This window comes from Massilia orientalis (assembly GCF_030411975.2).
Classification (GTDB): domain Bacteria; phylum Pseudomonadota; class Gammaproteobacteria; order Burkholderiales; family Burkholderiaceae_D; genus Telluria; species Telluria orientalis.
Window position 1 is genome coordinate 78,461 of record NZ_JASNRB020000019.1, and the last position, 26,615, is coordinate 105,075.

Consider the following 26,615-nt stretch of genomic DNA (forward strand, 5'->3'; position numbering starts at 1 on the left):
CCCCGAGCAATTGCAATTACACGCGAGAAAAATATGGTGAGCTCATTCGGGAGTGCCTCATCTGCAACGCAAATGCCACCGAGCAAGCTGAGGACCGTGGGGTTTTTTGCTTAATATCCGTGAATTATTAGCATGGATTTAATAAAAAATCGTTAAACCGTTGTACGCCTTCAACGCTCACAGCGGACGGTGAGCGATCGCATCGCGTAGACTTACGTTTCAGCAATTTTTTAAATTCTAACGCTTTATTGTAATGTCTAAATTGCAAAAGGGGGTGCACGGTTGATGCCGTTTCGTAATAGATTCTGGTCACGTCGTCGCGGATTGACGGCCTTGCTGGCGGCAGGCGCGCTGGCGGCAGGCGTCTTGCCTGGCCAGTCGATGGCGACCGACCTGCGGCCCATCGTGCCTGTCATCAAGCGCTCGGTCGTCGGTATCGGCACGTTCGAGCGGACCCGCAGCCCGTCGATCGTCTTCAACGGTACCGGTTTCGTCGTCGGTGACGGCCTGGACGTCATTACCAATGCCCACGTCGTCCCGGCCACGCCAGCCGACGGCAAAATGGTACAGCTCGGTATCGTCTTGCCGGATGGAGAAGGCGTGCGCTTCCGCCCGGCCGAACTGGTGGCGCGTGACAACGAACACGACCTGGCCCACCTGCGCCTGTCCGGCACACCGCTGCCCGCGCTCGAGCTGGGCGATTCGGATACGGTCCAGGAAGGCCAGGAACTGGCATTGACGGGTTTTCCGTTGGCCATGGCGTTGGGCCTGCATGCAGCCACGCACCGGGCGACACTCGCGGCGATCACGCCCATCGTCCGTCCGTCGCTCGGCGCACGCAGCCTCGACCCGCGCCAGATCGCCGCACTGCAACGCGAACCCTTCAATATCTTCCAGCTTGACGGGACGGCGTATCCGGGCAACAGCGGCAGTCCCGTCTACGATCCCGCCACCGGCAAGGTGCTCGGCGTGATCAATGCCGTGTTCGTCAAAGGATTGAAGGAGACGGCGATCTCGGCGCCGAGCGGGATCACGTATGCGATCCCGGTGAACCATGTCCGGGACTTGTTGCGAAAAAAATAGGCAGAAGAGCCGCAAGCGCGTCATGACCAGGAACAATTTGTATTGTGCGGCGTCTGTTCTCTTGGCACTATGCTATACAATAACAAGCTGTTAATGGCTTTATAACAACGGCTTTACCGAAAGGGATCTGACGTGGGCAAGTACAAGGCGAACCTGGGGAAATATTCGGCGATCGTGCTCGCCGCGGCATGCGTGCTGGCGCTGGGCGGTTGCGCGACGCGCGGTGGCCAACAGCCGATCGAGACGCAGGTGACCGATTCCCAATATCTGATCGGGCCGGGCGATGCCGTCAACATCATCGTCTGGCGCAACCCGGAAGTGTCCATGTCGGTGCCGGTTCGTCCGGACGGCAAGATCACGACGCCGCTCGTCGAGGACCTGCCGGCCGCGGGCAAGACGTCGACCGCGCTCGCGCGTGACATCGAAAAAGCCCTGGCCAAGTACATCCAGCAACCGGTCGTCACCGTCGTCGTCACGAACTTCATCGGTAATTACTCCGAACAGATCCGTGTGATCGGCCAGGCGACCAAGCCGCAGGCGCTGCCATATCGCCGCGACATGAGCCTGATGGACGTGATGATCGCCGTCGGCGGCACCACCGAATTCGCGGCGGGCAATCGCGCCAGCCTGATCCGAAACGTGGACGGCAAACAACAACGCTTCAACGTCCGCCTGGACGACCTGATCAAGGATGGCGACATCTCGGCCAACGTACCGATGCGCCCGGGCGACGTCCTCGTCATCCCGGAAAGCTTCTTCTGATAACATCAGTCGTCGATATTTTTTACACCACCCAGTGTTCCAACATACAATAGTAGTTGCTGGGTGATACGGCACCAAAATAAGCACCTGATTTAATGTAAGTTTTTCTTCCAGGAACCATGCTGGCGTAAAACTTGCTTGTCCAGGTACTGGTCGCCCTCAGTGAGCGACAACATTTTGGGGAACGCACGTGGCTACCGAACATCAAGATAACGACAAGATCGAACCGGCGCCGTCCTTGACCAAACGGGGCGCGGCACGCCGTCGCCTGGCCAAAGCCGGCATGGGCGCGGGGGTACTCGCGACGCTGGAAAGCAAATCCGCCATGGCGTCGATGGTTTGCCGATCGCCTTCGGGCTCGCTGTCGGACGGCTTGTCGACGAGCCATTATGGGCCGAAGGCGCCGGCCTGCGGCGGCCTGTCGCCGGGTTACTGGAAACAGCCCCAGCACGCCTGGCCGGTGTCGCGCGACCTCAAGTTCACCGATGTCTTTTATGCGGCCAGCCCCGGCACGGCCTGCCCGGTACGGGCTGCCTCGTACGACAATGGCAAGTGCTACGAGCCGGGCTCATACTTCTGCGCCAAGCTGGAAGACATGCTGAACCCGCAGCCGTTCGACACGAACAAGGTCGGCATGCACCTGGTGGCGGCTTACCTGAACCTCGAGCAGAAACTCATCGACTTCATCGACCTGAACGACCTGAAGACGATGTGGAGCGAGCTGCAGACCACGGGCCGCTACAGCCCGACTGCCGGCGTGTACTGGGACAATGCGCAGGTCGCCAACTACCTCGCCTCGATCCACGACTGAAGACAGGCGGCGAAACGCATGTGGCGTCTGATGCCTGGCCAGGCGCTGGCCTGCCGGGAATGGGATGGGGAAGCCGTGCTGTACAACGACTTGTCGGGTAATACCCACCTGCTGGATGGCGCCGCGCTCGACTTGTTGTTCGCCCTGCGTGACGAGCCCGCCGATGCGGCCGGGCTGGCCGGCCGCCTGGCCGAGCGCTTCGATGCCGGCGACGACGACCTCGTTTCCCTGATCGACGAGATGCTGGCAGCGCTTGCCGGGCTGGACCTGATCGAGCCATGCTGACGGTCGGTTCGCTGTCGCGCGCCGAACTGGCGGCACGCCTGTCCGGTGACGGCCTCGTGTTGCGCACCGGCCCCTTCATAAACCGCATCCGCAGCGACGTGGCGCCCTTGATCGACAGCGTCGCGCTGATGTATGCGGATTACCCCGTCGAGCCTGTGGGCGGCTTCGTCGACTTCCACCTCGAACTGCGGCGCTCGGGCGGCTTGCGCCGCTGGTACAAGTCACAGGTACATTTCGCCTACGACGGCACCACGCCGTTCCAGCCCCTGCCGCTGGCGCAGGCGTATCCGATGCTGGAATGGACCATGAACTGGTGCGTCTCGCACCGTGCCCACGGCTACCTGATCGTCCACGCGGCCGTGCTCGAGAAACACGGCCGCGCCATCATCCTGCCCGCACCGCCCGGCTCCGGCAAGAGCACGCTGACGGCTGCCCTGCTGGGCCACGGCTGGCGGCTGCTGTCGGACGAGATGACGCTCGTGCGCCTCGACGACGGCGTTGTCGTGCCGCTGCCGCGCCCGGTCAGCCTCAAGAATACGTCGATCGACATCATCCGTGCGTTCCGTCCGGACGCCATACTGAGCCGGCCCGTGGAAGAAACGACCAAGGGGACGATCGCCCACCTGAAGGCGCCGGGAGCAAGCATCGCCCGCGCCCTCGAACCCGCGCGCCCGGTCTGCATCGTGTTCCCGCGCTGGGAAGCCGGCGCCGCCATCGCATTGGAGCCGCTGCCGAAGGCGCGCGCCTTCATGCAGGTGGCCGACAACTGTTTCAACTACCAGGTGCTGGGTGCGCGCGGCTTTACGGCGCTCGGCGGGCTGATCGACGCCAGCGACGCCTACACGTTCCGCTACAGCAGCCTGCCCGAGGCGATGGCGCTGTTCGAACGCCTGGTGCTGGGGGACGCATGATGCCGCTCTTGATACGCGTGTTGCGCGATCCGGGCACCGTGCAAGGACTGGACGACGCCGGCTGGGACCTGCTGCTGCGCCAGGCCGACGCCGCCAACCTCGACGCGTACCTGCTCGTCCTGCTGGAAGATGCCGGCCTGCTCGATGCCGTTCCCGCCGCGCCGCGCGCGCACCTGGAGTGGACGCGCGTGGGCGCCGCCGCACATGCCAGGGCGGCCCGCTACGAAGTCCGCCAGATCGGCCGGGCGCTCGACGGGCTGGGATTGCCGCTGATCCTGCTCAAGGGCGCCGCGTACGCAATGGCGGGCCTGGACGCCGGCCGCGGCCGCCTGTTTTCCGACATCGACATCCTGGTGCCGAAGGCGCGGCTGCCCGAGGTCGAGGCGGCGCTCATGATGCATGGCTGGATCACCACGCACCACGATGCCTACGACCAGCGCTACTACCGGGAATGGATGCACGAGTTGCCGCCGATGCAGCACGCCCGGCGCGGCAACTCGATCGACGTGCACCACGCGATCTTGCCGGAAACGGCTCCTGTACGCCCGGATCCGGCCAGGCTGCGCGCGAACGCTCGTCCGATCCCGGGCGAGCCGCATCTGGCCACGTTGTCGCCAGCGGACATGGTCCTGCACAGCGCCGTACACCTGTTCTTCGACGGCGAATTCGACAAGGGCTTGCGCGACCTCGTCGACCTGCACCGGCTGCTGACGCAATTCGGCCAGGCGCCCGGGTTCTGGGAGACGTTGCCGGCGCGAGCCCGCGAGCTCGAACTTGGGCGGCCGCTGTTCTATGCGCTGCGCTATTGTCCGCGCCTGCTCGGTACCGTCGTCCCGCCGGCCGTGCAGGCGGCGGTGGCGTCCGAGGGACCGAACGCGGCCCTGCTGTGGCTGATGGACCGGTTGTTCGCACGCGCGCTGCTGCCGCTGCATGCAAGTTGCGCGGACGCAGCCAGCGGCGCGGCGCGCTTTGCCTTGTACGTGCGCGGGAACTGGCTGCGCATGCCGCCGCTGCTGCTGGCCCGGCATCTGTTTCATAAAGCGTTCCTCAGCGGGAAGAGCGACACACAGGCAGCCTGACCGTCCGCGCAAAAAAAAACCGCGGCCGAGGCCGCGGTTTTACATGGTGCCGATGCCTGTCCGGATCAGGCCTTCGGAGCGCGGCGGCGCTTGGCGCCGACCAGGCCCAGCATGCCCATACCCAGCAGCATGATGCTTGCCGGTTCCGGCACGCGGCCGTTCTCGACCGAGAAGGCACCGTCGACCTTGAACACCAGGTCGCTCGGCGTCACGGTGTAGTCCGGGAACAGCGCGTCGCCACCTTTGTGGAAGCCGCTGGTCAGCGAGTCGCCGGCCGGCAGGTTCAGGTTCGAGTCGTACTTGAAGGTCACGTTCGTCAGGCCAGCCAGGTAGTTCTGGTCGATGAAGTCGCCCGATTCCATGATCGAAGCGCTCAGCTTGGTCGAGCCGATGCCGACACCCGTAGCGCTGTCGGTGGTGAACGTCGACAGCGTCACGTTCGGATCCACGGTCAGCAGGGCAACCATGATGCCATCATCGAAACCGGTGCCGGTGCTGGTGAAGGCGTTGGCTTTGGTGTCGTAGTAGATGGCGACTTTATTCGCGCCCGGGGTGTTGTTCAGGCCAAAGCTGGCGTTCAGGGTGGTGCCCGACGTGCTGGACGTTTTCACGAATTCGCTCAGCTTTGCGACGATGGTGAATTCGAAAGCCGAGGAGTCGTTCGCGGCGCCGTCCGCGGTCGAGTCAAGGTTGCCGCGGAAATTGGCGGTCGTGCTGCCGTTCACGGCGGACAGGTTGGCTTGGTAGAGGAAGTCGAACTGTTTGCCTACGGTCAGTTGCTGAGCACTCGGGATGCCCTTGGCGACGCCGCTGCCGGTCGAGTTCCAGTCCAGGCTGGTCACGTTGGTAGCGTAGACACCGCCGCTACCGTCTTGCAGGGTGAATGCTTGTGCCGACGATGCAGCGAATGCGAAACCGAGTGCGGCTGCAACCGGAATCAATTTGCGGAACGAAATCTTCATGTTGGCTCCAAGTGGATGCTTATTAAGTTGTTCGGTATAGGCTCCGCGTTCTGCGGGCTTGTTCCTACTTAATGCAAACGCCGTGCCAGTATTTCCTTTTCCTTATAAATCAAAAACTTACGTCACAAACTTGCGTCCGGGGTAGGCCGACTGTAAAAAATTCCGATTTTTTATGTGTCCTTGCGTAAAGTTTTTAGATGTTTTTGGGAAAGAATTCGCAAAGGAAATCAGTCATATCACAAAGAAAGTTGCGCAAAATAAAAAACCGCGGCCGAAGCCGCGGTTTTCGTGATGCCGATGCCTATCCGGATCAGGCCTTCGGAGCGCGGCGGCGCTTGGCGCCGACCAGGCCCAGCATGCCCATACCCAGCAGCATGATGCTTGCCGGTTCCGGCACGCGGCCGTTCTCGACGGCGGTCGCGCCGTCGACCTTGAACACCAGGTCGTTCGGCGTTACACCGTACGCCGGGAACAGGTCCGTGTTGCCGCCCGCGCCAGAGTGGAACGAGCTGGTCATCGAGTCGAGTGCCGGCAGGTTCAGGTTCGAGTCGAACTTGAAGCTCACGTTCGTCAGACCCTTCAGATAATTCTGGTTGATGAAGTCGCCGCTTTCGATGATCGAGGCGGTCATCTTGGTCGAGCCCAGGCCGCTGCCGGTGATGACGTTAGTGGTGAACGTGGACAGCGTGGTGGCCGGATCGACGGTCAGCAGGGCGACCATGACGCCGTCGTCGAAGCCGGTGCCGGCGCTGGTGAAGGCGTTGGCTTTGGTGTCGTAGAAAATCGCCACTTTATTGGCGCCGACGGTGTTGTTCAGGCCGAAGGTTGCGCTGACGGTGTGGTTGACCGGATCGACCGACGACGTTTTCACGAATTCGCTCAGCTTTGCCACGATCGTGAATTCGAAAGCCGACGAGTCGTTCGGGGCGCCGTCCGCGGTCGAATCCAGGTTGCCGCGGAAGTTGCCGGTGGTCTGGCCGTTCACGGACGACAGGTTCGCCTGATACAGGAAGTTAAAAGGGTTGCCTTGCGTCAGTGCCACGCCGTTGGCGATGCCTTTGGCAACGCCGCTGCCGGTGGAGTTCCAGTCCAGGCTGTTCACGTTGGTTGCGTACGTAACGCCAGCACCATTTTGCAGGGTGAATGCTTGTGCCGACGATGCGGCGAAGACCAGACCGAGGGCGGCTGCGACCGGGATCAGTTTGCGGAACGAATTCTTCATGTAGGCTCCAAAAGTGGATGCGTGTTAGGTTTGTTCGGTTGAACCGCATGCTCGTTGATGCGGCTCATACCAACCCTAATGCAAATGCCGTGCCAGGAATCGTTCTGCTGTTCTAAATCAACGACTTATGAAAAAATGCAAGAAATTACCCGATTCGGGGGAATAGTTGCTGTAAAAAATTCCGACAGTTACTGAGCAGCATTCGTTAACGCATTTTTTTGATTCTCGGTTGCAACGGAGTTGGCCTCCACGTAGGCGGTCGGTGCATGGCGATGGAATGCCTGTACGCCTTCCAGGAACGCCGTCATGCGTTGCGCCGCCGGATAGTTGGAAAAGGCGTCGGCCACGCGGCGGGCGCCTGCCCTCAGCGCCGGATCGTCGAGCATGGCGCGCACCTGGCGCGTCAGCTTCTTGGCGCGGAAGCGGTCGGCGCGCAGCAGGGCGCCTGCACCGGCCTTGATGACGCCGCTCATGTTCAGGAACTGGTCGAGATTGCTGGCGACGCCCAGCACCGGCACGCCGGCGGCCAACGCCTGCTGGCTGGTCGGGCTGCCGCCGTTGCAGACGACGAGGCTGGCGCGCTGGGCCGCCAGGTCGCCCGGCAGATAAGGGGCAACGAACGCGTTCGCCGGCGCACTGGCCACGTCGATCGTGCCGGCCGTGGCGGCGATGACCGTCACCGGCAGCGGCGCCAGCGCTTCCAGCACCAGCGGCAGGAGGCGGCCCTGGCCGGAACTGCCGAGCGTGACATAGACGATCGGCTTATCTTCCGGCAATTTATCCCACCAGTCCGGCTTGGCCAGCGGCGGCGCCCAGATGATGGGGCCGATGTAGGCATGCTGCTGGGGCAGGCTCTTCGGCGGGAAGAGATCGGGGACGTCGGCATACATGCTGTAGTCGGCGTCCGTATAAACCTTGCGCAGGTCGGTACCCAGCGACGGCAGGCCGTACTGGCGGCGTACGCGGTTCAGCGGCACGGAATGCGAGGCGAACGCGACCGGACGCGCCATGCGGAAGATCGCATTCGCGATGCGGATCGGCAGCAGGCGCGTCAGCGGGATGTGCGGCACGGCGTAATGCTGCACGACGTACGGGCTCCAGTAGGCGTTCATCAGCGACACGTACGGAATCCGGCGCAGCCGTGCACTGACCGAGAGCGACAGGCGGAAATCGCCGACGACGATGTCGGGACGGACCGCGTCGAGCACGCGCAGGTCGTCTTCGACGTAGCTGGTGAGCGTCGCCGTGCTGTACACCGGCTTGCCGCCCGCGAGCGCGTCGAGGAATTGCTGGCTCGGAATGCTGTGGATGGTCCAGCGGGTGAACTGCGTCCCGTTGAAGCAGAATTCGTAGCCGTCCGCGCACGCGACGTGCACGTCGAAACGTGCGGGATCGAGGGATTGCGCGAGCGCGATGGGGCGGCCGACGTGGGCGAGCGTCACGGCTTCCGCAAAGAACAGGATTTTGATACGTTCCATAGGGGTATCGATAGAAAGAGGGTTGCGGGAACGTGCCAGGCGGACGGCGCCGGCGGCGCGGACATCCCGCGCCGCCGGTTTACTTCATCAGTTCTTCGAGCGGCTTGCGCAACGAACGGGCCTGGGGCGCCGGACCGGCGCCGAGCCGGCCCATGAAGACCGGATGGCCGTTGCCGGTGCCGATCAGCTTGTGCAGACGCTGCTGCAATTGCCGCGCCGAACCGTGCAATTTGTCGACGGTCGAGAACGGCTCGCCGTGCTGCACGTAGGCGGAAAAGATCAGGGGCGTCATCTCCGGTTGCATCGCCAGGCCCAGGTGGGTCAGAGTGAGCCAGAAACGCTGCACGGCGCGGCCGGCGGCGACGTGATCCTCGACGGTTTCCGGCGCGTCTCTGGCCATGATGACGAAGTGGGCAGCGCAGCGCAGGCCCGGCACGAGGTCCATCTGCAGGCGCGGCGCCCAGGTGCCCATCAGGCGGTTCATCGTCGACAGGCGGCCCCAGCTGACCATCGCCCATTTCATCAGGCGCAGGGTGGCGGCATCGACGCCCAGGGCCTGGTCGGGCACGCGGTCGGGGCTGTGGCGTGCGTTCCAGTGGATGATGCGGCGGTGTACCTCGTAGGCTTCCGGCATCGTCAGGCGCAGCTTGGCGTTCGAAAACATCAGGCGCGCCGCAGCCAGTTTGCCGCTGAAGCCTTCGATCCAGCGCACTTCGTAGCCGGGGCCGACGCTGTCCTCGAGGGCACGTTTTTCCTCGGGCAGCAGGGGGCGCGTGCTCATCGCGCGGCGCTGCACGCTGCGGGTCGTGATGGCGTCCAGCAGCGGACTCGGCTTCACAGCGGAATCGGGCACGAAGCGTACGTCGAACACGGGCAGGTGGTCCTGGTCGTCCGGACGCCGGGTAATCTCGGCGCGCAGCCCGTGGGCGGTGGCGGCGATCACCATCGTTTCCAGCAGGGTGCCGTGCGAAATCTGGCTCGGGCGGCCGCGGAAGTCGTACACCGTATCCTCGCGCGTATCGTGGAAGTGCACGGCCACGTGGTCGGGACCGAGCACTTCGAAACGCCACACCTGCGTGTTGTCGCCGCTCGGCGCCCAGCGCGCCAGGTCGAGGATGTCGCGGAGCGTCTGGTTCATGCCTGTACCGCTTTCCCGGCGAGCTGGCGCGTCATCTGGCGCTTGGCGACGGCGATCATCAGGCGGTGGAACGGGTTGCCGTTGCCGCCCGGGCGCCAGGTGTGGGCCAGCTTGTTGCGATAGGCGTCGAACTGCATGCCGTGCGGGGCGGCCAGGACCTTGCCGCGTCCCAGCAGGATCTTCAGCGCCTCGGTGGCGACGATGCCGGCGCACAGCTGGCAGGCCATGAACGTGGAGGGACCGCGGCGCTCGGCGAAATTGACGGCATCCGGCACGACGAGGTACGGGCGGTGCAGGCCGGCCGGCGCCAGGCCGACGACGAAGCGAATGGCCTTGTCCAGTTCGGGCAGGTCGCCCCATTGGAAATATTCTTCGAACGTCATCTGGCCCGGAATGAAATTCAGCAGGGCGGCACCCATGCCCAGCGGCGCGGCCGTCGTGGCCGGGATGCCGAGGCGGGCGCAGGCGGCGAACGTCTGCTGGCGGGCGTCGAAGGCAAAGAAGTCGAGTGCGTCGACGTAGAGGTCGACGCCGTCCAGGAACTGGTCGAGATTGCCCTGGTTGACGCCGTCAGGAAAGATCTTGACGTCGATTTCGGGATTGATGTCCTTGGCCATGCGGGCCAGGACTTCGGCCTTGGGCTGGCCGACCGTCGACATCATGGCGCCGACCTGGCGGTTGAAGTTGACGATGTCGAAGGTGTCGAAGTCGGCGATATGAAACTTCGTCACGCCCAGGCGTGCGAGGGTGAGCAGGTGTACGCCGCCGACCCCGCCGCCGCCGGCAATGGCGACACGCTTGCCGCGCAGGGCCTGCTGTTCTGCAGGCGTTACCCAGCCGATATTGCGCGAAAACGCCTGTTCATAGCGGAACGGATTTGTCATTGATGAGGAAAAACGGTTTTGTCGATAAAACGGCCGAAAGCACCGATATCTGCTACGCACAGCGCATTTTATGCGTGTTGTTCGTCCATGCGCAGGAGGCGGTTGATGATGCCTCGTTCTTCACGCGGCGAGAAGAAATAGGGATAAAACGAACGTTCGGACACGTTGTTATCGGCGCTGAATGTGCCACCGTATTTCTGGATTTGTTCCGTCACGAATTCCAGATTCACACGCAGCAGGTAGGCCGGGGCCTCGACGCGCGGATTGATTTTCAGCTGGCCCTCTTGCTGGAAGCCGAGCATGCGTTCGTAGAAACGCCGGTGGCGCGGATTCACCTCGATGACGATATCCGTGCACTGGTGGATGTCGCGGGCATAGATCACGGCCAGGTGAAACAGGTTGGCCAGTGACGTTTTAGAGCGGACCGACGGGTCGAACGCCAGCTTCGTGAACTCGCACAGGCGCGCACCCTTGTTGCGGTGCGCGTCCAGCTCTTCCTTGAAGATCTGGTCCGCCATCAGGCCGATCGGCGAATCGATACCAATCGTGAGCGTACCGACCACGTCACCCTTGTCGGTGGCGGTGAGGGTAATGCGATTCGGGTCGTCGCTGAATTGATGGGTGCCGGCATAACCGCGCCAGGCATACATCTTGTTGATCAGCATACTTGCCGAATTTCGCCCGTCCGCAGTATCGGTAAGCCGGATTCCATACGAATCGTGGTTCACGATAACATCCTCATATTGCGAGGGCGTCATATTATCGCGATCACCAAAATCATGAGCGTCCGATAGGGATGCGGCCGAACCACCCTCTGGATCCTTGAAATCGTCGAAAGTCGTCATCGCAGGATTCCCCAATTGTTTAAAAACGTTCGCGTACTGCGAACGGAGTTCTGGTCGCCCAACGCCCTGGCAGTGCCGGGCGTGGATTATTATTTATTTATTAATGTATATTAGCTTCTTACAAAGCCTTTAGCAATGCGCGCGCTTCATCGGCCTGGGCGAACGATTTATCGTCCGCCAGAAGCTTGTCGAGCTCCTTGCGCGCACCCGCCTTGTCGCCCGATTTGCTCAAGCCCACTGCGAGGTGGTAGCGCACTTCCGACGACTTCGGCACCAGGGTGCTGGCTTTCTGCAGCAGCGGCAGGCCGCGGCCCGTATTGCCCTGTTCCACCAGCAGCCAGCCCAGCGTGTCCATGATGCCGGCGTTGTTCTCGGCAAGTTTATATGCCTGCTCGGCCGTTGCAAGTGCGCGCGGATCTTTCACTTGCTGATAAGCATACGCCAGGTTGTTCAGCGCGGCAGCATTGTTCGGCGTGCGCTTGACGATGTCTTCCAGGCGTGCGATCGCGGCCTTGTAATCCTTGGCAACCAGGTGGTTCTCGGCGACGTACATGCCGACCAGGACGTCGTTCGGGTTGTCCTTCAGGAATTGGGCGGCACGGGCCTGTGCTTCCTTGCCCTTGCCGGTCAGCGTCATGGCCTGCAGGGATTTCATGAGGATTTCCGGCGCCTTGGCGATCGCGAACGCCTTGTCGTAGGCGGGCAATGCCTGTGCCGGCTTCCTTTGCGACATCAGCACGTCGCCTTCGGTGGCGTAGCCGACGGGCGACTTGTCGTCCATCTTCTGGATCTGGCGAGCCATGGCCAGCGCTTCGTCCCCGTGACCCATGCGCACGGCCAGCTCGACCTGGGCGAGACGGGCGGCGATCAGGTTCGGTTGCAGGTCGACGGCGCGCTTCAGGTCGTCGGCCGCAGCGCTATTGTTCTGCATCAGCATGTGCACACCGGCCAGGCGCAGGTGCGGCGCGGCCGATTTCGGGGCCAGGTTGACGAGCTTGCTGTACGTTTCCAGCGCCCCAGCCGTGTCCTTGTTGGCGATCTGGGCCTGGCCCAGCAGTTCCACCAGTTCGGGATTGGTCGGGTTGGCGGTCTGGACCTTGCGTGCCAGCGTAAGCGCTTTTTGTGCCTGTCCCGTACGCAGGTAGTGCCGGCCGAGGTTGAGTGCCGGGCCGACGGCCTCCGGCTTCACATTGCTGGCCTTCTCGAACCACGACGTCGCTTCTTCGGGATGATTCTGCATCGTCGCCAGTTCGCCCAGGGCGCGCATCGCGTCGACGTTGTTCGGTTCCTTCTGCAGGACTTTTTCGTAGCGCTGCTTGGCGGCGTCGGGTTTCTTCTCGACGAGGTCCAGGCGTGCCAGGTTCTGGACGGCCGGGATGAAGGTCGGTTGCAGGGCCACGGCCTTGTCCAGCGCGGCACGGGCGGCAGGCACGTCGCCCTTGACCATGTTGACGGCGCCGCGCAGGGTCAGCACTTGCGGATTGTCGGGCTGTTGCTTTTCGAGCGCGTCGATGGCGGCCAGCGCCTTGTCGTAATGCTTGAGGCTGATTTCCGTCTGGACCAGCGCCATCGTCGCCTGCGCCGACTTCGGGTCGAGCTCCGTGGCCTTCTGCAGTTCGGACAGGCCGCGTGCCTGGTCGCCCTGGGCCAGCTTGGACAGGCCGAGCGAGGTACGCAGGCCGGCCGCCTTCGGTGCCAGCGTCGCGGCTTTTTCCAGGTAGACGCTGGCTTTGTTGAAGTCACGCACCTGCATATAGGTTTCGCCGGCCAGCGCGAGTACCTGCGGATCGTCCGCCGCGTTCTTCAGTGCCGGCGCGAGCGTGGCGGCGGCGTCGTTCGGTTGCGCGCTCTTGAGCTGGGCCTGGGCCAGCAGCTTGCGGGCGTACACGTCGTCCGGATTGAATTCCAGGTATTTGCGCAGGTGCTGGTCGGCTTGTTGCAAGGCACCGAGGTTCAGTTCGGACGCACCGGCCAGCAGCACGCTGGGCATGTGGTCGGGCGCGACTTTCAGTACGCGCTGCAGGGCATCCTGGGCAGCCGAATACTTACCTTGCGAGAATTCGTACAGGGCGCGGGTATAGGTCACGAGCAGATTGCCGGGCGCATTCTTCTCGGCCGCGTCGATTTCCGCTTTTGCGTCCGCGAACTTGCCGCGGGTGATGTTGACGTAGGCTTTCTCGATATGCGCCGTGCGATGGTGCGGATTCAGTGCCAGCGCCTGGTCGAAGGCGGCGAGCGCCTCGTCGGACTTGCCCTGCGTGCGCAGCAGCGAGCCGCGCGCCATGAAGACATCCGCATTCTTCGGATCCTTGGCCACGGCCTCGTCGATGTAACGCGCGGCCGCGTCCTTGTCCTGCTTGGCGACGGCGTAGCGCGCCAGGCCGAGCAGGGCGTCGCCGGCATTGGCGTTCAGCGCCAGGGCTTGTTCGAACGCCTGCTTGGCTTCGTCGAGCTTGCCGGTGGCCAGCAGGGCGTCGCCGCGCAGCGTCAGCAACGGTGCCGATTTGGCGGCCACTTCCGGCGTGACTTCGTCGAGGATTTCCTTGAACTTGCCTTGCTGCGACATCGCCCTGGCCAGCTGGGGCAACACGCGGTCGGCGGCGATCCCGTTCGAGCGGGCCTTGCGGAATTCCTTCTCGGCCGAGGGGAAATCGCCCATGTTGAGTTGGAGGTTGCCCAGCTCCATGCGCGCCTCGCCGTTTTCCGGGCTCTTTTCGACCGCATTCTTAAGCTGAATCATTGCCGACTTCAGGTCACCTTTTTGCTGATACTGCTTGGCTTCAGTCAGCAGCTGCTCGGTCGACTGCGTGGAGCGGCCGCAGGCGGACAGCCCGGCGACCATGAACGCGCCGGACAGGATGGCAGCGGTAAGTTTCAGCTTGTTGGGGTGACGCGGCATCTGGCATTCCTCGAGATATGTATCGTAACCGCAATCGTGTGCGGATTCCTCTTCAACAATAATACCTGAAGGAATACTAACAAAGACGCACAAGTTTGCCGTCGTGTTGCAAATCCCCCCACCAAAGTGGTGGAAGTCAATCACATTTGACGTCATATCTCGACAATATGACGACTATATTACGATTCCGGGCCGTTTTCCCCCTTGCGCAGGCGGCTCAGCAGGGCTTCGACGTTGTCGCCGACGGGCAAGCCATGGCGACGTAACAATTGCACGTGCAATACAAGGTTTTCGAGCACGAGCTTGGCCGACACGGCCAGCAGGGTCATCAAACGGTCTTCGGTACTGAAGTTTTCCATCGAGGCGGCCATCTCGCACAGGTGGCTGGCGACGAGTTCGCGCAAGTCGTCCTCGGGAAAGGGCAGGTCCGCGAAGTCGATCGGGTCTTCCTGTTCGACTTCGCGCATGAGGTCGGCGAGTTGTTGCGGCTGGATCGGCATGCATGGCTCCGGTGATGGTCCCCGGAGCCATTCTAGGGCAGGACTACATATTGCGGCGATACTGTCCGCCCACCTCGAACAACGCCGTCGTGATCTGGCCCAATGAGCACACGCGTACGGCGTCCATCAGGCGGGCAAACACGTTCTCGTTGTCGATGGCGGCCTGTTGCAGCGCGGCCAGCGCGGCCGGTGCCTCGTCCGCATGACGGCGGTGGAAGTCGTCCAGGCGCGTGAGCTGCGACTGCTTTTCGTCGTCCGTGGAGCGGGCCAGTTCGATCGTCGCCGGAGCTTCCGCGGCCTTCGGATTGCGGAAGGTGTTGACGCCGATGATAGGCAGGCTGCCGTCGTGCTTGCGGTGCTCGTACAGCATCGACTCTTCCTGGATCTTGCCGCGCTGGTAGCCCGTCTCCATCGCACCGAGCACGCCCCCGCGCTCGGCGATGCGCTCGAATTCCTGCAACACGGCTTCCTCGACGAGGTCCGTCAATTCCTCGAGGATGAACGAGCCCTGGTTCGGGTTCTCGTTCTTGGCCAGGCCCCATTCGCGGTTGATGATCAGCTGGATCGCGAGCGCGCGGCGGACGGATTCGTCGGTCGGCGTCGTGATCGCCTCGTCGTATGCGTTCGTGTGCAGCGAGTTGCAGTTGTCGTAGATCGCGATCAGCGCCTGCAAGGTCGTCCGGATATCGTTGAAGTCGATCTCCTGCGCGTGCAGCGAGCGGCCCGACGTCTGGATGTGGTACTTCAGCTTTTGCGAGCGGTCGTTCGCGCCGTACTTGTCGCGCATCGCGACGGCCCAGATGCGGCGTGCCACGCGGCCCAGCACCGTGTATTCCGGGTCCATGCCGTTCGAGAAGAAGAATGACAGGTTCGGCGCGAAGTCGTCGATGTGCATGCCGCGCGCGAGGTAGGCTTCGACAAAGGTGAAGCCGTTCGACAGGGTGAAGGCCAGCTGCGAGATCGGGTTCGCGCCCGCTTCCGCGATGTGGTAGCCCGAGATCGACACCGAGTAGAAATTGCGCACCTGGCTCTGGACGAAGTATTCCTGGATGTCGCCCATGACCTTCAGCGAGAATTCCGTCGAGAAGATGCAGGTGTTCTGGCCCTGGTCTTCCTTCAGGATGTCCGCCTGCACGGTGCCGCGCACGTTCGCGAGCACCCACGCGCGGATCTTTGCCATTTCATCGGCCGCGGGCTTGCGCCCATTCTCGCGCTCGAACTTGTCCAGCTGCTGGTCGATCGCGGTGTTCATGAACATCGCGAGGATGGTCGGGGCGGGGCCGTTGATCGTCATCGAGACCGACGTGTCCGGGCTGCACAGGTCGAACCCGTCGTACAGCACCTTCATGTCGTCCAGCGTCGCGATCGACACGCCGGAGTTGCCGACCTTGCCGTAGATGTCCGGCCGCAATGCCGGGTCGGCGCCGTACAGGGTGACGGAGTCGAACGCCGTCGACAGGCGCTTCGCGTCCATGCCCTGCGAGACCAGTTTGAAGCGCCGGTTCGTGCGGAACGCGTCGCCTTCGCCGGCGAACATGCGCGTCGGATCCTCGCCCTCGCGTTTGAAGGGGAACACGCCGGCCGTGTACGGGAAGGCGCCCGGCACGTTTTCCAGCATCAGGAAGCGCAGGATCTCGCCGTGGTCTTCGAAGCGGGGCAGGGCGACCTTGCGCACCTTGTTGCCGGACAGCGTCGTGTAGGTGAGGTTCGTGCGGATTTCCTTGTCGCGGATTTTCACGACGTGCTCGTCGCCAGCGTAGGTCTCGCGCAACTGCGGCCAGGACGCGAGCAGCTTCTTCGCCTCGCCTTCCATCGCGTTGTCGCGCTCCGTGATCAGGTCGTCGAGGACCACTTCACGGTTCGCGGCCGCCAGCATGCGCTGCGTCTCCGTGAGCTGCTGGCGCTCCCGCGCGAGTTTCACCTGCTTGCCCACGTTGCGGTGGTAGCCACGGACGGTGTCCGCGATCTCGGCCAGGTAGCGCGAGCGCGCGGGCGGCACGATCACGTTCTTCCCGCTCGAGTATCTGGTGGCCGGTTGCGGCAGCTTCGGTGTGTCGATCTTCAGGCCGAGGTCCGCCAGCGCCGGCAGCAGGCCGAGGTACAGCGCGGTGACGCCGTCATCGTTGAAGCGCGACGCCTGCGTGCCGTAGACGGGCATCTCGTCCGGCGACGTGCTCCACAATTCCTTGTTGCGCTGGACTTGCTTCGCCACGTCGCGCAACGCGTCCTGGGCGCCCTTGCGGTCGAACTTGTTGATGGCGATGAAGTCGGCGAAGTCCAGCATGTCGATCTTCTCGAGCTGCGACGCGGCGCCGAATTCCGGCGTCATCACGTACATCGACACGTCGACGTGCGGCACGATGGCGGCGTCGCCCTGGCCGATGCCCGACGTCTCGACGATGACGAGATCGAAGCCCGCGACCTTGCACGCGGCGATCACGCTAGGGAGCGCCTGCGAGATTTCCGAACCCGCTTCGCGCGTCGCGAGCGAGCGCATGAACACGCGTGCCTGCCCGTTCCACGGGTTGATCGCATTCATGCGGATGCGGTCGCCGAGCAAGGCGCCGCCGGACTTGCGGCGCGACGGGTCGATGGAAATCACGGCGATGTTCAGGCGGTCGCCCTGGTCGAGGCGGATGCGGCGGATGAGTTCATCCGTCAGCGACGATTTGCCGGCGCCGCCCGTGCCCGTGATGCCCAGCACGGGAACTTGCAGGCCTTCGGCCGTGTCCATGATGCGCTTGCGCAGGTCGCTGGACGCCTTGCCGTTTTCCAGTGCCGTGATCAGTTGCGCGAGCGGGCGATGGCGCTGCTCGATCGAACCCGTTTGCAGCGGCTCGAGGGTGGTCGGCGCATAGCTCGACAGGTCGACGTCGCACGCTTCCAGCATCGAGCGGATCATGCCGACGAGGCCCATGCGCTGGCCGTCTTCCGGCGAAAAGATGCGCGTGACGCCATACGCGTGCAGCTCCTCGATCTCGTGCGGGACGATGACGCCGCCGCCGCCGCCGAACACCTTGATGTGAGCGCCGCCGCGCTGGCGCAGCAGGTCGATCATGTACTTGAAGTACTCGACGTGGCCGCCCTGGTAGCTGGAGATGGCGATGCCTTGCACGTCCTCGGCCAGCGCTGCGGTGACGACTTCGTCGACCGAGCGGTTATGGCCCAGGTGCACGACTTCGGCGCCGTTCGTCTGCAGGATGCGGCGCATGATGTTGATCGAGGCGTCGTGGCCGTCGAACAGCGAGGCGGCGGTGACGAAGCGGACTTTGTTGGACAGCTTGGCGTGCTCCGGCAGGTTGAGCTTGGCGGCAGGCGTGATGTCGTTCATGGTGTTCCCTGGAAAACGGAAGCGAACTGTGGGTTCTTTGTACGGTATATGACGTTAACGTAAACGTCAAGATTGCGAACGTCGTCCCCGCGAAAGCGGGAACCCATTCTGAAGCAGCGTCAATGCAATCGCCGCATGGATTCCCGCTTGCGCGGGAATGACGGTCGGTTGGATCAAGCAGCGCGTTTCTTGATGCTGCCCGAGAGCAGCTCCTGCTTGCGCACGCGGTACTCGGCCACGGCCTGTTCCTTGACGTGCCCGAAGCCGCGGATCTGCTCCGGCAGCCCCGCCAGCTCGACGGCGACGGCGTGATTCGATGCATCCAGCGACGGCAGCAGTGCCCCGATCATGTCACGGTATTCGGTGACGAGGGCGCGCTCCATCCTGCGCTCGGCCGTGTAGCCGAACACGTCGAACGCCGTGCCGCGCAGGCCTTTCAGCTTGGCCAGCAGCTTGAACGCACTCCACATCCACGAGCCGAATTCGGCTTTCACGAGGTGGCCCTTGGCATCCTTCTTCGCGAACAGCGGCGGGGCCAGGTTGAATTTCACGCTGAACTTGCCGTCGAACTGGCTTTGCAGTTGCTCCACGAAGCGGCCATCCGTGTACAGGCGCGCCACTTCGTACTCGTCCTTGTAGGCCATCAGCTTTGCATACGACTTCGCCACGGCCATCGACAGCTTGTTGCCCAGCCCGAGCGCCGCCTCGCGTTCGCGCACGCGCGCGACCAGCGTTTCGTACTGCGCCGCGTAGGCCGCGTCCTGGTAACCGGTCAGGAACTCGACGCGCTTCTTGATCACGCTGTCGAGGCTCTGCGGCATCTGGATCAGGACCGGCTGCGCCGGGATCGCGGTGCGTTCCACGCGCTTCAGGTCGACGGCGGCGCGGCGGCCCCACAGGAAGCTGCGCTGGTTCGATGCGACGGCCACGCCGTTCAGTTCGATGGCGCGCAGCAGCGAGGCTTCCGACAGCGGCACGAGACCCTTCTGCCACGCATAGCCCAGCATGAACAGGTTGGCGGCGATCGAGTCGCCCATCAGCGCGGTTGCCAGTTTCGTCGCATCGAGGAAATCGGCGCCGGCCTCGCCGCCGACCGCTTCCACGATCAGCGAGCGGACTTGCTCTGCCGGGAACTCCCAGTCTCTCTGCTGGGCGAAGGTGCCGGTCGGCTGCTCGTGCAGGTTGACGACGACCATCGTGCGGCCCGGACGCATCTTCGAGATGGCGTCGGCGGCGCCGGCCGTCAGCATGTCGCAGCCCAGCACGAGGTCGGCCTCGCCGGTGGCGATGCGCTGCGCGCGCAGGCGCTCGGGCGTCTCGGCGATCTTCACGTGCGACGTGACGGAGCCGTTCTTCTGGCTCATGCCCGTCATGTCCAGCACGGACGCGCCCTTGCCTTCGAGGTGGGCCGCCATGCCCATCAGCGCACCGACGGTGATGACGCCGGTGCCGCCGATGCCGTTGATCAGGATGTTGTACGGTGCCGCGATCGAGGGCAGGGCGGGCGTCGGCAGCGGACCCCAGCCATCATCGCCATCCTTCTTGCTGGCGCCGGCCTTGTTCTTCTTCAGCGTGCCCCCTTCGACCGTGGCGAAGCTCGGGCAGAAGCCCTTGGCGCACGAATAATCCTTGTTGCACGCCGACTGGTCGATGGCGCGCTTGCGGCCGAATTCCGTTTCCTTCGGCAGGATAGCCACACAATTCGACTGCACGCCGCAATCGCCGCAGCCTTCGCACACCGCTTCATTGATCACCATGCGTTTCGCCACGTCCGGGAATTCTCCCTTCTTGCGGCGCCGGCGCTTCTCGGCCGCGCAGGTCTGGTCGTAGATCAGCACAGTGACGCCCGGGATCTCGCGCAGTTCGCGCTGCACGTCGTCCATCCTGCTGCGGTCATACAGCGTCACTTCGGCCGGCAAGGCGGAACGGTCTTCATAACGCGACAGGTCTTCGGTGACGAGCGCGATGCGCTGGGCGCCTTCGGCCGCCATCTGGCGCGCGATCAGCGGCACGGACGTGATGCCGTCGACCGGCTGGCCGCCCGTCATCGCGACGGCGTCGTTGTACAGGATTTTATAAGTGATGTTGACCTTGGCCGCGATGGCGGCGCGCACGGCGAGATACCCCGAGTGGAAATAGGTGCCGTCGCCCAGGTTCTGGAACACGTGCGGCACCTTGGAGAACGCGGCCTGGCCGATCCACGGCGCGCCTTCGCCGCCCATGTGCGTCGTCAGCTTGTTCATCTCCGGGTAGATCGACGTGGCCATCACGTGGCAGCCGATGCCGGCCAGCGCGAACGACCCTTCCGGCACCTTCGTCGACGTGTTGTGCGGGCAGCCGGAGCAGTAGAACGCGGGACGGAACGGCGTCGTCACGGCCTTCATCAGCACCGCATCCTTCGCTTCCAGGAACGCCAGTCTCGCCTTGATCAGGTCGCGCGTGCGGTCGTCGAGGTTCAGGCGCGTGATGCGGCCGGCGATCACGCGCGCAACCTGGGCGACGGAGAAATCGGCCTTCGGCGGCAGCAGCCATTCGCCGCGCGGCGCGACCCATTCTCCCTTTTCGTCGAACTTGCCGATCACGCGCGGGCGCACGTCGTCGCGCCAGTTATAGAGCTGTTCCTTGAGCTGGTATTCGACGACCTGGCGCTTTTCTTCCACGACGAGGATCTCGTCCAGGCCTTGCGCGAATTCGCGCACCCCTTCCGGCTCCAGTGGCCAGATCATCGCGACCTTGAACAGGCGCAGGCCGACTTGTGCCGCCATCGCTTCGTCGACGCCCAGTTCTTCCAGCGCTTCCAGCACGTCCACGTACGATTTACCCGACGCGATGATGCCGAGCTTCGCATCCGGGCTGTCGATCGTCGTGCGATTCAGCTTGTTTTCACGCGCATAGGCGAGGGCCGCATAGATCTTGTAGTCCTGCATCAGGGCTTCCTGATTGCGCGCCTGCTGGCCCAGCGGGATGGACGAGAGTGTCGTATTCAGGCCGCCTTCCGGCATCGCGAAGTCGTGCGGGATTTTCACGTTGACGCGGAACGGATCGGCGTCGACCGAGGCGCTCGATTCCACCGTGTCGGCCAACGCCTTGAACGCGACAGCCAGGCCGGAAAAGCGCGACATCGCCCAGCCGTGCACGCCCAGGTCCAGGTATTCCTGCACGTTGGACGGATACAGCACGGGGATCATGCAGGCGGCGAAAATATGGTCGGACTGGTGCGGCAGGGTCGACGAATACGCGCCGTGGTCGTCGCCCGCGACGAGCAGCACGCCGCCGTTCTTTGCCGTGCCGGCATGGTTCATGTGCTTGAAGACGTCGCCGCAGCGGTCCACGCCCGGACCTTTCGCGTACCACATCGCGAACACGCCGTCGTACTTCGCCGGGCCGATCAGGTCCACGGTCTGCGTGCCCCAGACGGCTGTCGCGGCCAGGTCCTCGTTCACGCCCGGCACGAACTGGATAGCTTTCGCTTCCAGGTGACCCTTGGCCTTCCACAGGTTCTCGTCCAGGCCGCCCAGTGGCGAGCCGCGGTAGCCGGAGACGAAGCCCGCGGTGTTCAGGCCGGCCTGCTCGTCGCGCAGTTTCTGGATCATCGGCAGGCGCACGAGGGCCTGGATGCCGGACAGGAAGATCTTGCCGGAGGTGGCGGTGTACTTGTCGTCGAGGCTGACGTCTTTGAGGGGAGCGGGAACGGCGGGCGCGGCAGGGATGGACGCGGATGCGCCCTGGCCCAGGACGGTGTCAGGCATGGTGTCTCCAAACTTTGTGTTTTCAGATGGACCCGTGCCGGAGGCGCGCCGGGTAGGCGCTGGCCGGAATGGGTCCCGGTGCCGCTTTGGCGGCTGTTACACCAAGTGTAGAGACAAGTTGACGTATACGGAAATACGGATTGGGGATGGAGCCATAAGAAAAAATGATGGCCCGGGACTACACTTTCCGTGCGCCGATCCAGTGGCCCGCGGCGCACAGATCGTGCGCCACCTGGACCACGAGACGGCTGACGGCCGCCGCCGCATTCGTGAGCGGGATATTGCGCGAGGTGCACAGGACGACGGTGCGCGCGATGGCCGGATCGTGGATAGCCAGCGCGCGCATGGCGCCGCGCTCGACCTCCGCCTGCACCGGCGCCACGGGCAGGATGGTGGCGCCCATGCCGGCGAGGATGGCCGATTTCAGAATCGCGATCGAGTTGATTTCGATGACACCGTGTGTGGCCAGGCCTGCGGCGCGCGCCGTGCTTTCGATGCGCGGCCGCACGCCATGCTGCAGGCCCGGCAGGATCAGGGTGGTGTCCAACGCATCGCGCAGGGTCAGGCTGTCATGGCCGTCCGCGGCGGGCGCGTCGGCGCGGCAGATGAAGCGCAGTTCTTCCTCGACGAGTGGAGTGGCGGCAAAGCTGCCGAGCTGGCCGTCGTCGAACAGCACGGCCAGGTTGATGCGGCCGGCGCGCAGCTGCTCGGCGAGGCTGCCGGTGATTTCCTCGGTCAGCTGCAGCGTGATTTCCGGGTAGCGCTGGCGGATGGCCGTCAACAGCGGCAGCGCGAGGGCGTCCGAAATACTGTGCGGCAGGCCGAGCGTGACGCTGCCCGATGGCCGTTCGGCCGATTGCACGACGGCGGCATGCGCATCCGCCACCTGTTTGAGGATCGCTTGCGCGTGCTCGTAAAACACCTTGCCGGCGTCGGTGTTGAGTACGCCCTGGGCCGAGCGATGCAGCAGTTGCACGCCCAGTTCCTCTTCCAGTTGGCGCAATTGCTGGGTCAGCGCCGGCTGCGCCACGTGCAGGACCAGTGCGGCCCGCGACAGCGACCCGTGGTCCACGATGGCAACGAAATAGCGCAGCTGACGGAGTTCCATCTTGTAAATACTTGTATCTTTGTGGCTACAAAGAGCAACCAAAAGTTTATTATTGAAAAGTTTCTTGTCATCAAGTTGTTATACTTGAACGACGCCGGTCGCGGCGAGATTAACACACACCTTCTGGACGCCCATGCTCAAGAAAGTCGCTTCTTCCCGGTTGCGGGTAGGGATGTTCATCCATGACCTCGATTGCGGCTGGATGGAGCATCCTTTCCTCCGCAACCGCTTCAGCATCACGACCGAGGACGAGATCCGCAAGATCATGGCGTCGGGCATCCGTTCCGTGACGATCGATTGCACGCGCGGCCTGGACGTGGCCGATGCTCCGACGGTGGCGGAAGCGGAAGCCGCGACGGAGGCCGAGGTTGCCGCGATCGCCGCCAAACCGGTGGCGCCGCTGCGCACGACGCTGGCCGAGGAATTCGACCGTGCCCTGGCGGTCCGGCGCCAGGCCGCCGGTCTCGTCAAGACCGTGATGCAGGATGCGCGCCTGGGCAAGGCGGTGGAAATGGACAAGGTGTCGCCGGTGGTCGAGAACATCACTGCCTCGATCCTGCGCAATTCATCCGCGTTGCTGGGGCTGTCCGCCATCAAGACCAAGGACGATTACACGTTCCTGCACTCGGTCAGCGTCTGCACCCTGCTGGTCGCCTTCTGCCGTTCGCGCAAGCTGGATGCCGCGACCACGTACCAGGCCGGCATCGGCGGCCTGCTGCACGATACGGGCAAGGCCCTGGTGCCGGACGCCATCCTGAACAAGCCGGGCCGCCTGACCGACGAGGAATTCGAGATCGTGCGCCGCCACCCCAGGGACGGCTACGACATCCTGCGCCGCTCCTCCGAGATCGGCCCGATCCCGCTCGACATCACCTTGCACCACCACGAGCGGCGCGACGGCACGGGTTATCCGGACCGCCAGGGCGAACACGAGATCAGCGAGCTGGCGCAGATGGCCGCGATCGTCGACGTCTACGACGCCATCACGGCCGACCGCTGCTACCACAAGGGCATCCCGGCGGCCGAGGCGCTGCGCAAGATGTACGAGTGGAGCAAATTCCATTTCAATCCGGCCCTGACGCAGGAATTCATGCGTTGCGTCGGCATCTATCCGATCGGGACGCTCGTCCTGCTGGAATCGGGCCGGCTGGCCGTGGTCGTCGAGCCGCACGAAACGAGTCTGCTCACGCCCAAGGTCAACGTGTTCTACAGCACGAAGAGCCAGACCTATATCAAGCCGGAGACGGTGGACCTGGCGCGTGGCGTGGGCTTCGGCGGTGCCGACAAGATCGTGCGTCACGAATCGCCCGACAAATGGCAGGTCGACCCGCTGCGTTTCCTGCAGGTGGCCTGAGCCTCAAAAGAATTCGGCGGTGTCGTTGGAGGCGACGGTCTGCAGCAGGCCGTGCGCGACGAGGTCGTCGTAATGGCAGGCGCGGTTGCGCCCATTGCTTTTCGCATAGTACAGCGCCTGGTCGGCGTGGCCCAGCGTGACGACGGGCGAATCGTACGCGCTGATGCTGACGAAGCCGACGCTGACCGTCACCCGTCCCACCTGCGGGAAGACATGGCTCTCGACGTTGATGCGGAAGCGCTCGATGATCTTCCAGGCATTGTCCAGCGTGGTCGAGCGCAACAGCACGACGAATTCCTCGCCGCCGAAGCGGAACACGCGGTCCTGGGCGCGGAACGACGAATGCAGCAGGTTCGCGATCAGGATCAGCACTTCGTCGCCGTACAGGTGGCCGAACTTGTCGTTGACGGCCTTGAAATGGTCGACGTCGACGACGGCGAGCCACTGCTTTTCCTGGGCATGGTGCTGGCGCCGTTCCGGCAGGCCCGGCAGGCGCGGATCCCGTTCGTGGGCATTCTGCAACATGCGCGCCAGCTGGTCGTCGAACGTCTTGCGGTTGAGCAGGCCGGTGAGCGAATCGCGCTCGCTGTAGTCGAGCAGGTTCTGGAAATTCCGGTAGACGCCGACGATGCCGCCGATCACATATACGGTCTCGCGCGAAAACGCCTTGTCGTCGCGGATTTCCAGGCAGGTCGTGGCCTTGTCGCCGAACCAGATCGGCAGCCACAGCACGCGCATACCGTCGGCCGTCACAGCTTCGGCACTGGACTGGTGCTCGGCCAGGCAACGCTTGAGTTCGGGGAAAGCGGTCACGGGATCGCCCAACATGCCGTCCTGCGATTCTTCCAGGCGCGCCGCGCCACCTCTCACGATGCTCGCACGTGCGCGCAGGTATTGCTGTCCCGACACGGTCGTGATGGCCAATATGCGCGTCTGCGCCGCACCCGCCAGCTCCTGCACTGCCGAGATCACGGAAATATCGAGCATCGCGTGATCGCGGTGGCCGGTCATGTCCACCATGTGTTTCAGAAGCGAATCCATGTCGTTCTCAGCAATGTAATCAACCGACCTGCAGGCTGGGCACAGCCGCCGTCGCGTTCGCAGGTATCAGGCGTTTCACAAAGAGCAAGCGAAACAGGATATAGCGTTTTTGCATTCTAAGCAATTATGCAAATGCAATTTTTTTAGCCTGAGTGAATTTTCTTAAAGCCAAACTACAACGTGCTCCCCCAGATTGGGCGGATGTTGATTCTTTCGAGTAAAGAATAGTTCTATGAGGAAAAGTTGTTGGTGCTCAACTTGCCGTACGGCATCAAAACTTATAGTGAACTCACTGGCACGGAACGCAACAAGTCAGCTGGAAGTGGTGACTTGACCAGCGTCGCCGGCCGGTAGCAGTTCTTATTAACCCACCATATGGGAGTTTGTCATGAGCAACTTCATCTCCGCAGTCAAAACCTTCGCTGCCGACGAAAACGGTGTGACGGCCATCGAGTATGGCTTGATCGCCGCCCTGATCGGCGTGGCGATGGCTGCCGCGGCAACAACCGTCGGTGAGAAAGTGGAAGGTGTATTCACCTACGTCGCAGGCAAGCTGGTTACCCCGTAATCGTCATGCCGTGGTAGCCCTCCGGGTCCCCGAGCCCGGGGGGCTTTTTTTTGGGAGCCGTCATGCAAATCGACCAATACCGCGATGCGCTGCTGCTGCTCATGGTCAGTATTGCCGCCGTCAACGACCTGGCCACGCGGCGTATCCCGAACCGTCTTCTGTTCGCCGGCATGAGCGGTGCGCTGTTCCTCCACCTGCTGTCCCCCGAACCGGGCGCGGCCCTGCTGTCCGCCGTCGGCGGCATGCTGCTGGGCCTGGTCATCTTCCTGCCGTTCTACCTGGTGCGAGGAATGGCGGCCGGCGACGTCAAGATGATGGCCGTGATCGGCTTCTTCACCGGTCCGGCCGAAGCATTCCAGATCGCCGTTTTTACATGGTGTGCCGGGGGGGTGATTGCGCTCTTGCTGATACTGCTGCGCAGTCGCCTGCGACTGGCCCTCGTCAACATCGGCCACCTGCTGTCCGGACTCATCGTGCCGGGCACGAAATTAGCCGACATGACGCTCCCGCAAAGTGCCGGGTCGATGCCCTACGGACTGGCCATCGCGGCCGGTACGATCGTCGTTCTGGTCACTCAATATGGATGAGCCCGCTCTTGGCAAAGC

General features: G+C 63.4%; 21 protein-coding genes. 9 read left to right on the forward strand and 12 right to left on the reverse strand.

What is annotated here, in order from left to right; translation table 11 throughout:
• Positions 1 to 324: 324 nt before the first annotated feature.
• From QPK29_RS25705 to QPK29_RS25730, 6 genes are all read left to right on the forward strand, one after another.
• Positions 325 to 1,083: a S1 family peptidase gene (locus QPK29_RS25705; protein WP_400189863.1), complete on the forward strand. Its 759-nt coding sequence runs from the start codon at positions 325 to 327 to the stop codon at positions 1,081 to 1,083.
• 132 nt (positions 1,084 to 1,215) lie between these two features.
• Entirely contained in the window at positions 1,216 to 1,845 is a 630-nt protein-coding gene (locus QPK29_RS25710; RefSeq protein ID WP_056134225.1) for an XrtA/PEP-CTERM system exopolysaccharide export protein, read from the forward strand.
• A 190-nt stretch (positions 1,846 to 2,035) separates the two neighbouring features.
• Positions 2,036 to 2,656 carry a hypothetical protein gene (locus tag QPK29_RS25715; protein WP_371770432.1) on the forward strand — a complete coding sequence of 207 codons (621 nt, stop codon included), beginning with the start codon at positions 2,036 to 2,038 and terminating at the stop codon, positions 2,654 to 2,656.
• An 18-nt stretch (positions 2,657 to 2,674) separates the two neighbouring features.
• Positions 2,675 to 2,941: an HPr-rel-A system PqqD family peptide chaperone gene (locus QPK29_RS25720; RefSeq protein WP_160406946.1), complete on the forward strand. Its 267-nt coding sequence runs from the start codon at positions 2,675 to 2,677 to the stop codon at positions 2,939 to 2,941.
• On the forward strand, positions 2,935 to 3,852 hold the full coding sequence (locus QPK29_RS25725; protein WP_056134234.1) for an HprK-related kinase A: 918 nt from the start codon (positions 2,935 to 2,937) through the stop codon (positions 3,850 to 3,852). The genes QPK29_RS25720 and QPK29_RS25725 overlap by 7 nt, the downstream gene beginning before the upstream one ends.
• The gene (locus tag QPK29_RS25730) at positions 3,849 to 4,931 is read left to right on the forward strand and encodes a nucleotidyltransferase domain-containing protein (RefSeq protein ID WP_371770431.1); all 1,083 of its coding nucleotides are present in this window, start codon (positions 3,849 to 3,851) and stop codon (positions 4,929 to 4,931) included. Before QPK29_RS25725 ends, QPK29_RS25730 begins: the two co-directional genes overlap by 4 nt.
• Positions 4,932 to 4,996: 65 nt before the next feature.
• On the opposite strand, the gene QPK29_RS25735 is transcribed toward QPK29_RS25730, so the two are convergent.
• The 11 genes from QPK29_RS25735 to QPK29_RS25785 all read right to left on the reverse strand — a co-directional run bounded on the left by QPK29_RS25735 (position 4,997) and on the right by QPK29_RS25785 (position 23,047).
• The gene (locus QPK29_RS25735; RefSeq protein ID WP_160406940.1) at positions 4,997 to 5,893 is read right to left on the reverse strand and encodes a PEP-CTERM sorting domain-containing protein; all 897 of its coding nucleotides are present in this window, start codon (positions 5,891 to 5,893) and stop codon (positions 4,997 to 4,999) included.
• A 310-nt stretch (positions 5,894 to 6,203) separates the two neighbouring features.
• Positions 6,204 to 7,115, reverse strand: a complete 912-nt coding sequence (locus tag QPK29_RS25740) for a PEP-CTERM sorting domain-containing protein (RefSeq protein ID WP_160406938.1) — start codon at positions 7,113 to 7,115, stop codon at positions 6,204 to 6,206.
• A 188-nt stretch (positions 7,116 to 7,303) separates the two neighbouring features.
• Positions 7,304 to 8,593 carry a glycosyltransferase gene (locus tag QPK29_RS25745; protein WP_371770430.1) on the reverse strand — a complete coding sequence of 430 codons (1,290 nt, stop codon included), beginning with the start codon at positions 8,591 to 8,593 and terminating at the stop codon, positions 7,304 to 7,306.
• Positions 8,594 to 8,672: 79 nt separating this feature from the next.
• Complete coding sequence (locus QPK29_RS25750) at positions 8,673 to 9,731, reverse strand: nitroreductase family protein (protein ID WP_371770429.1); 1,059 nt, start codon at positions 9,729 to 9,731, stop codon at positions 8,673 to 8,675.
• On the reverse strand, positions 9,728 to 10,615 hold the full coding sequence (locus QPK29_RS25755) for a ThiF family adenylyltransferase (RefSeq protein WP_056134248.1): 888 nt from the start codon (positions 10,613 to 10,615) through the stop codon (positions 9,728 to 9,730). Before QPK29_RS25755 ends, QPK29_RS25750 begins: the two co-directional genes overlap by 4 nt.
• A 68-nt stretch (positions 10,616 to 10,683) precedes the next feature.
• Positions 10,684 to 11,460 carry an N-acyl amino acid synthase FeeM domain-containing protein gene (locus QPK29_RS25760; protein ID WP_229412290.1) on the reverse strand — a complete coding sequence of 259 codons (777 nt, stop codon included), beginning with the start codon at positions 11,458 to 11,460 and terminating at the stop codon, positions 10,684 to 10,686.
• Between the two features lie 118 nt (positions 11,461 to 11,578).
• Positions 11,579 to 14,359, reverse strand: coding sequence for an XrtA/PEP-CTERM system TPR-repeat protein PrsT (prsT, locus tag QPK29_RS25765; protein ID WP_371770428.1), 2,781 nt, complete (start codon positions 14,357 to 14,359; stop codon positions 11,579 to 11,581).
• Between the two features lie 179 nt (positions 14,360 to 14,538).
• Positions 14,539 to 14,859: a hypothetical protein gene (locus tag QPK29_RS25770; protein ID WP_056134254.1), complete on the reverse strand. Its 321-nt coding sequence runs from the start codon at positions 14,857 to 14,859 to the stop codon at positions 14,539 to 14,541.
• 43 nt (positions 14,860 to 14,902) lie between these two features.
• On the reverse strand, positions 14,903 to 18,190 hold the full coding sequence (gene icmF / locus QPK29_RS25775; protein ID WP_371770427.1) for a fused isobutyryl-CoA mutase/GTPase IcmF: 3,288 nt from the start codon (positions 18,188 to 18,190) through the stop codon (positions 14,903 to 14,905).
• A gap of 173 nt (positions 18,191 to 18,363) precedes the next feature.
• Positions 18,364 to 21,939 (reverse strand): indolepyruvate ferredoxin oxidoreductase family protein, encoded by a 3,576-nt coding sequence (locus tag QPK29_RS25780; RefSeq protein WP_371770426.1) that lies wholly within the window; start codon positions 21,937 to 21,939, stop codon positions 18,364 to 18,366.
• Between the two features lie 178 nt (positions 21,940 to 22,117).
• Positions 22,118 to 23,047 carry a LysR substrate-binding domain-containing protein gene (locus QPK29_RS25785; protein WP_371770425.1) on the reverse strand — a complete coding sequence of 310 codons (930 nt, stop codon included), beginning with the start codon at positions 23,045 to 23,047 and terminating at the stop codon, positions 22,118 to 22,120.
• Between the two features lie 133 nt (positions 23,048 to 23,180).
• Between QPK29_RS25785 and QPK29_RS25790 the strand changes: the two genes are divergently transcribed.
• Entirely contained in the window at positions 23,181 to 24,401 is a 1,221-nt protein-coding gene (locus tag QPK29_RS25790; protein ID WP_371770424.1) for an HD-GYP domain-containing protein, read from the forward strand.
• A gap of 3 nt (positions 24,402 to 24,404) precedes the next feature.
• Here QPK29_RS25790 and QPK29_RS25795 read toward each other — a convergent pair whose 3' ends face one another.
• Positions 24,405 to 25,442, reverse strand: a complete 1,038-nt coding sequence (locus QPK29_RS25795) for a GGDEF domain-containing protein (RefSeq protein ID WP_371770423.1) — start codon at positions 25,440 to 25,442, stop codon at positions 24,405 to 24,407.
• 388 nt (positions 25,443 to 25,830) lie between these two features.
• Between QPK29_RS25795 and QPK29_RS25800 the strand changes: the two genes are divergently transcribed.
• Together QPK29_RS25800 and QPK29_RS25805 are read left to right on the forward strand one after the other, a co-directional pair.
• On the forward strand, positions 25,831 to 26,010 hold the full coding sequence (locus tag QPK29_RS25800; protein WP_056134270.1) for a Flp family type IVb pilin: 180 nt from the start codon (positions 25,831 to 25,833) through the stop codon (positions 26,008 to 26,010).
• Between the two features lie 62 nt (positions 26,011 to 26,072).
• On the forward strand, positions 26,073 to 26,597 hold the full coding sequence (locus QPK29_RS25805; protein WP_371770422.1) for an A24 family peptidase: 525 nt from the start codon (positions 26,073 to 26,075) through the stop codon (positions 26,595 to 26,597).
• Positions 26,598 to 26,615 lie beyond the last annotated feature (18 nt).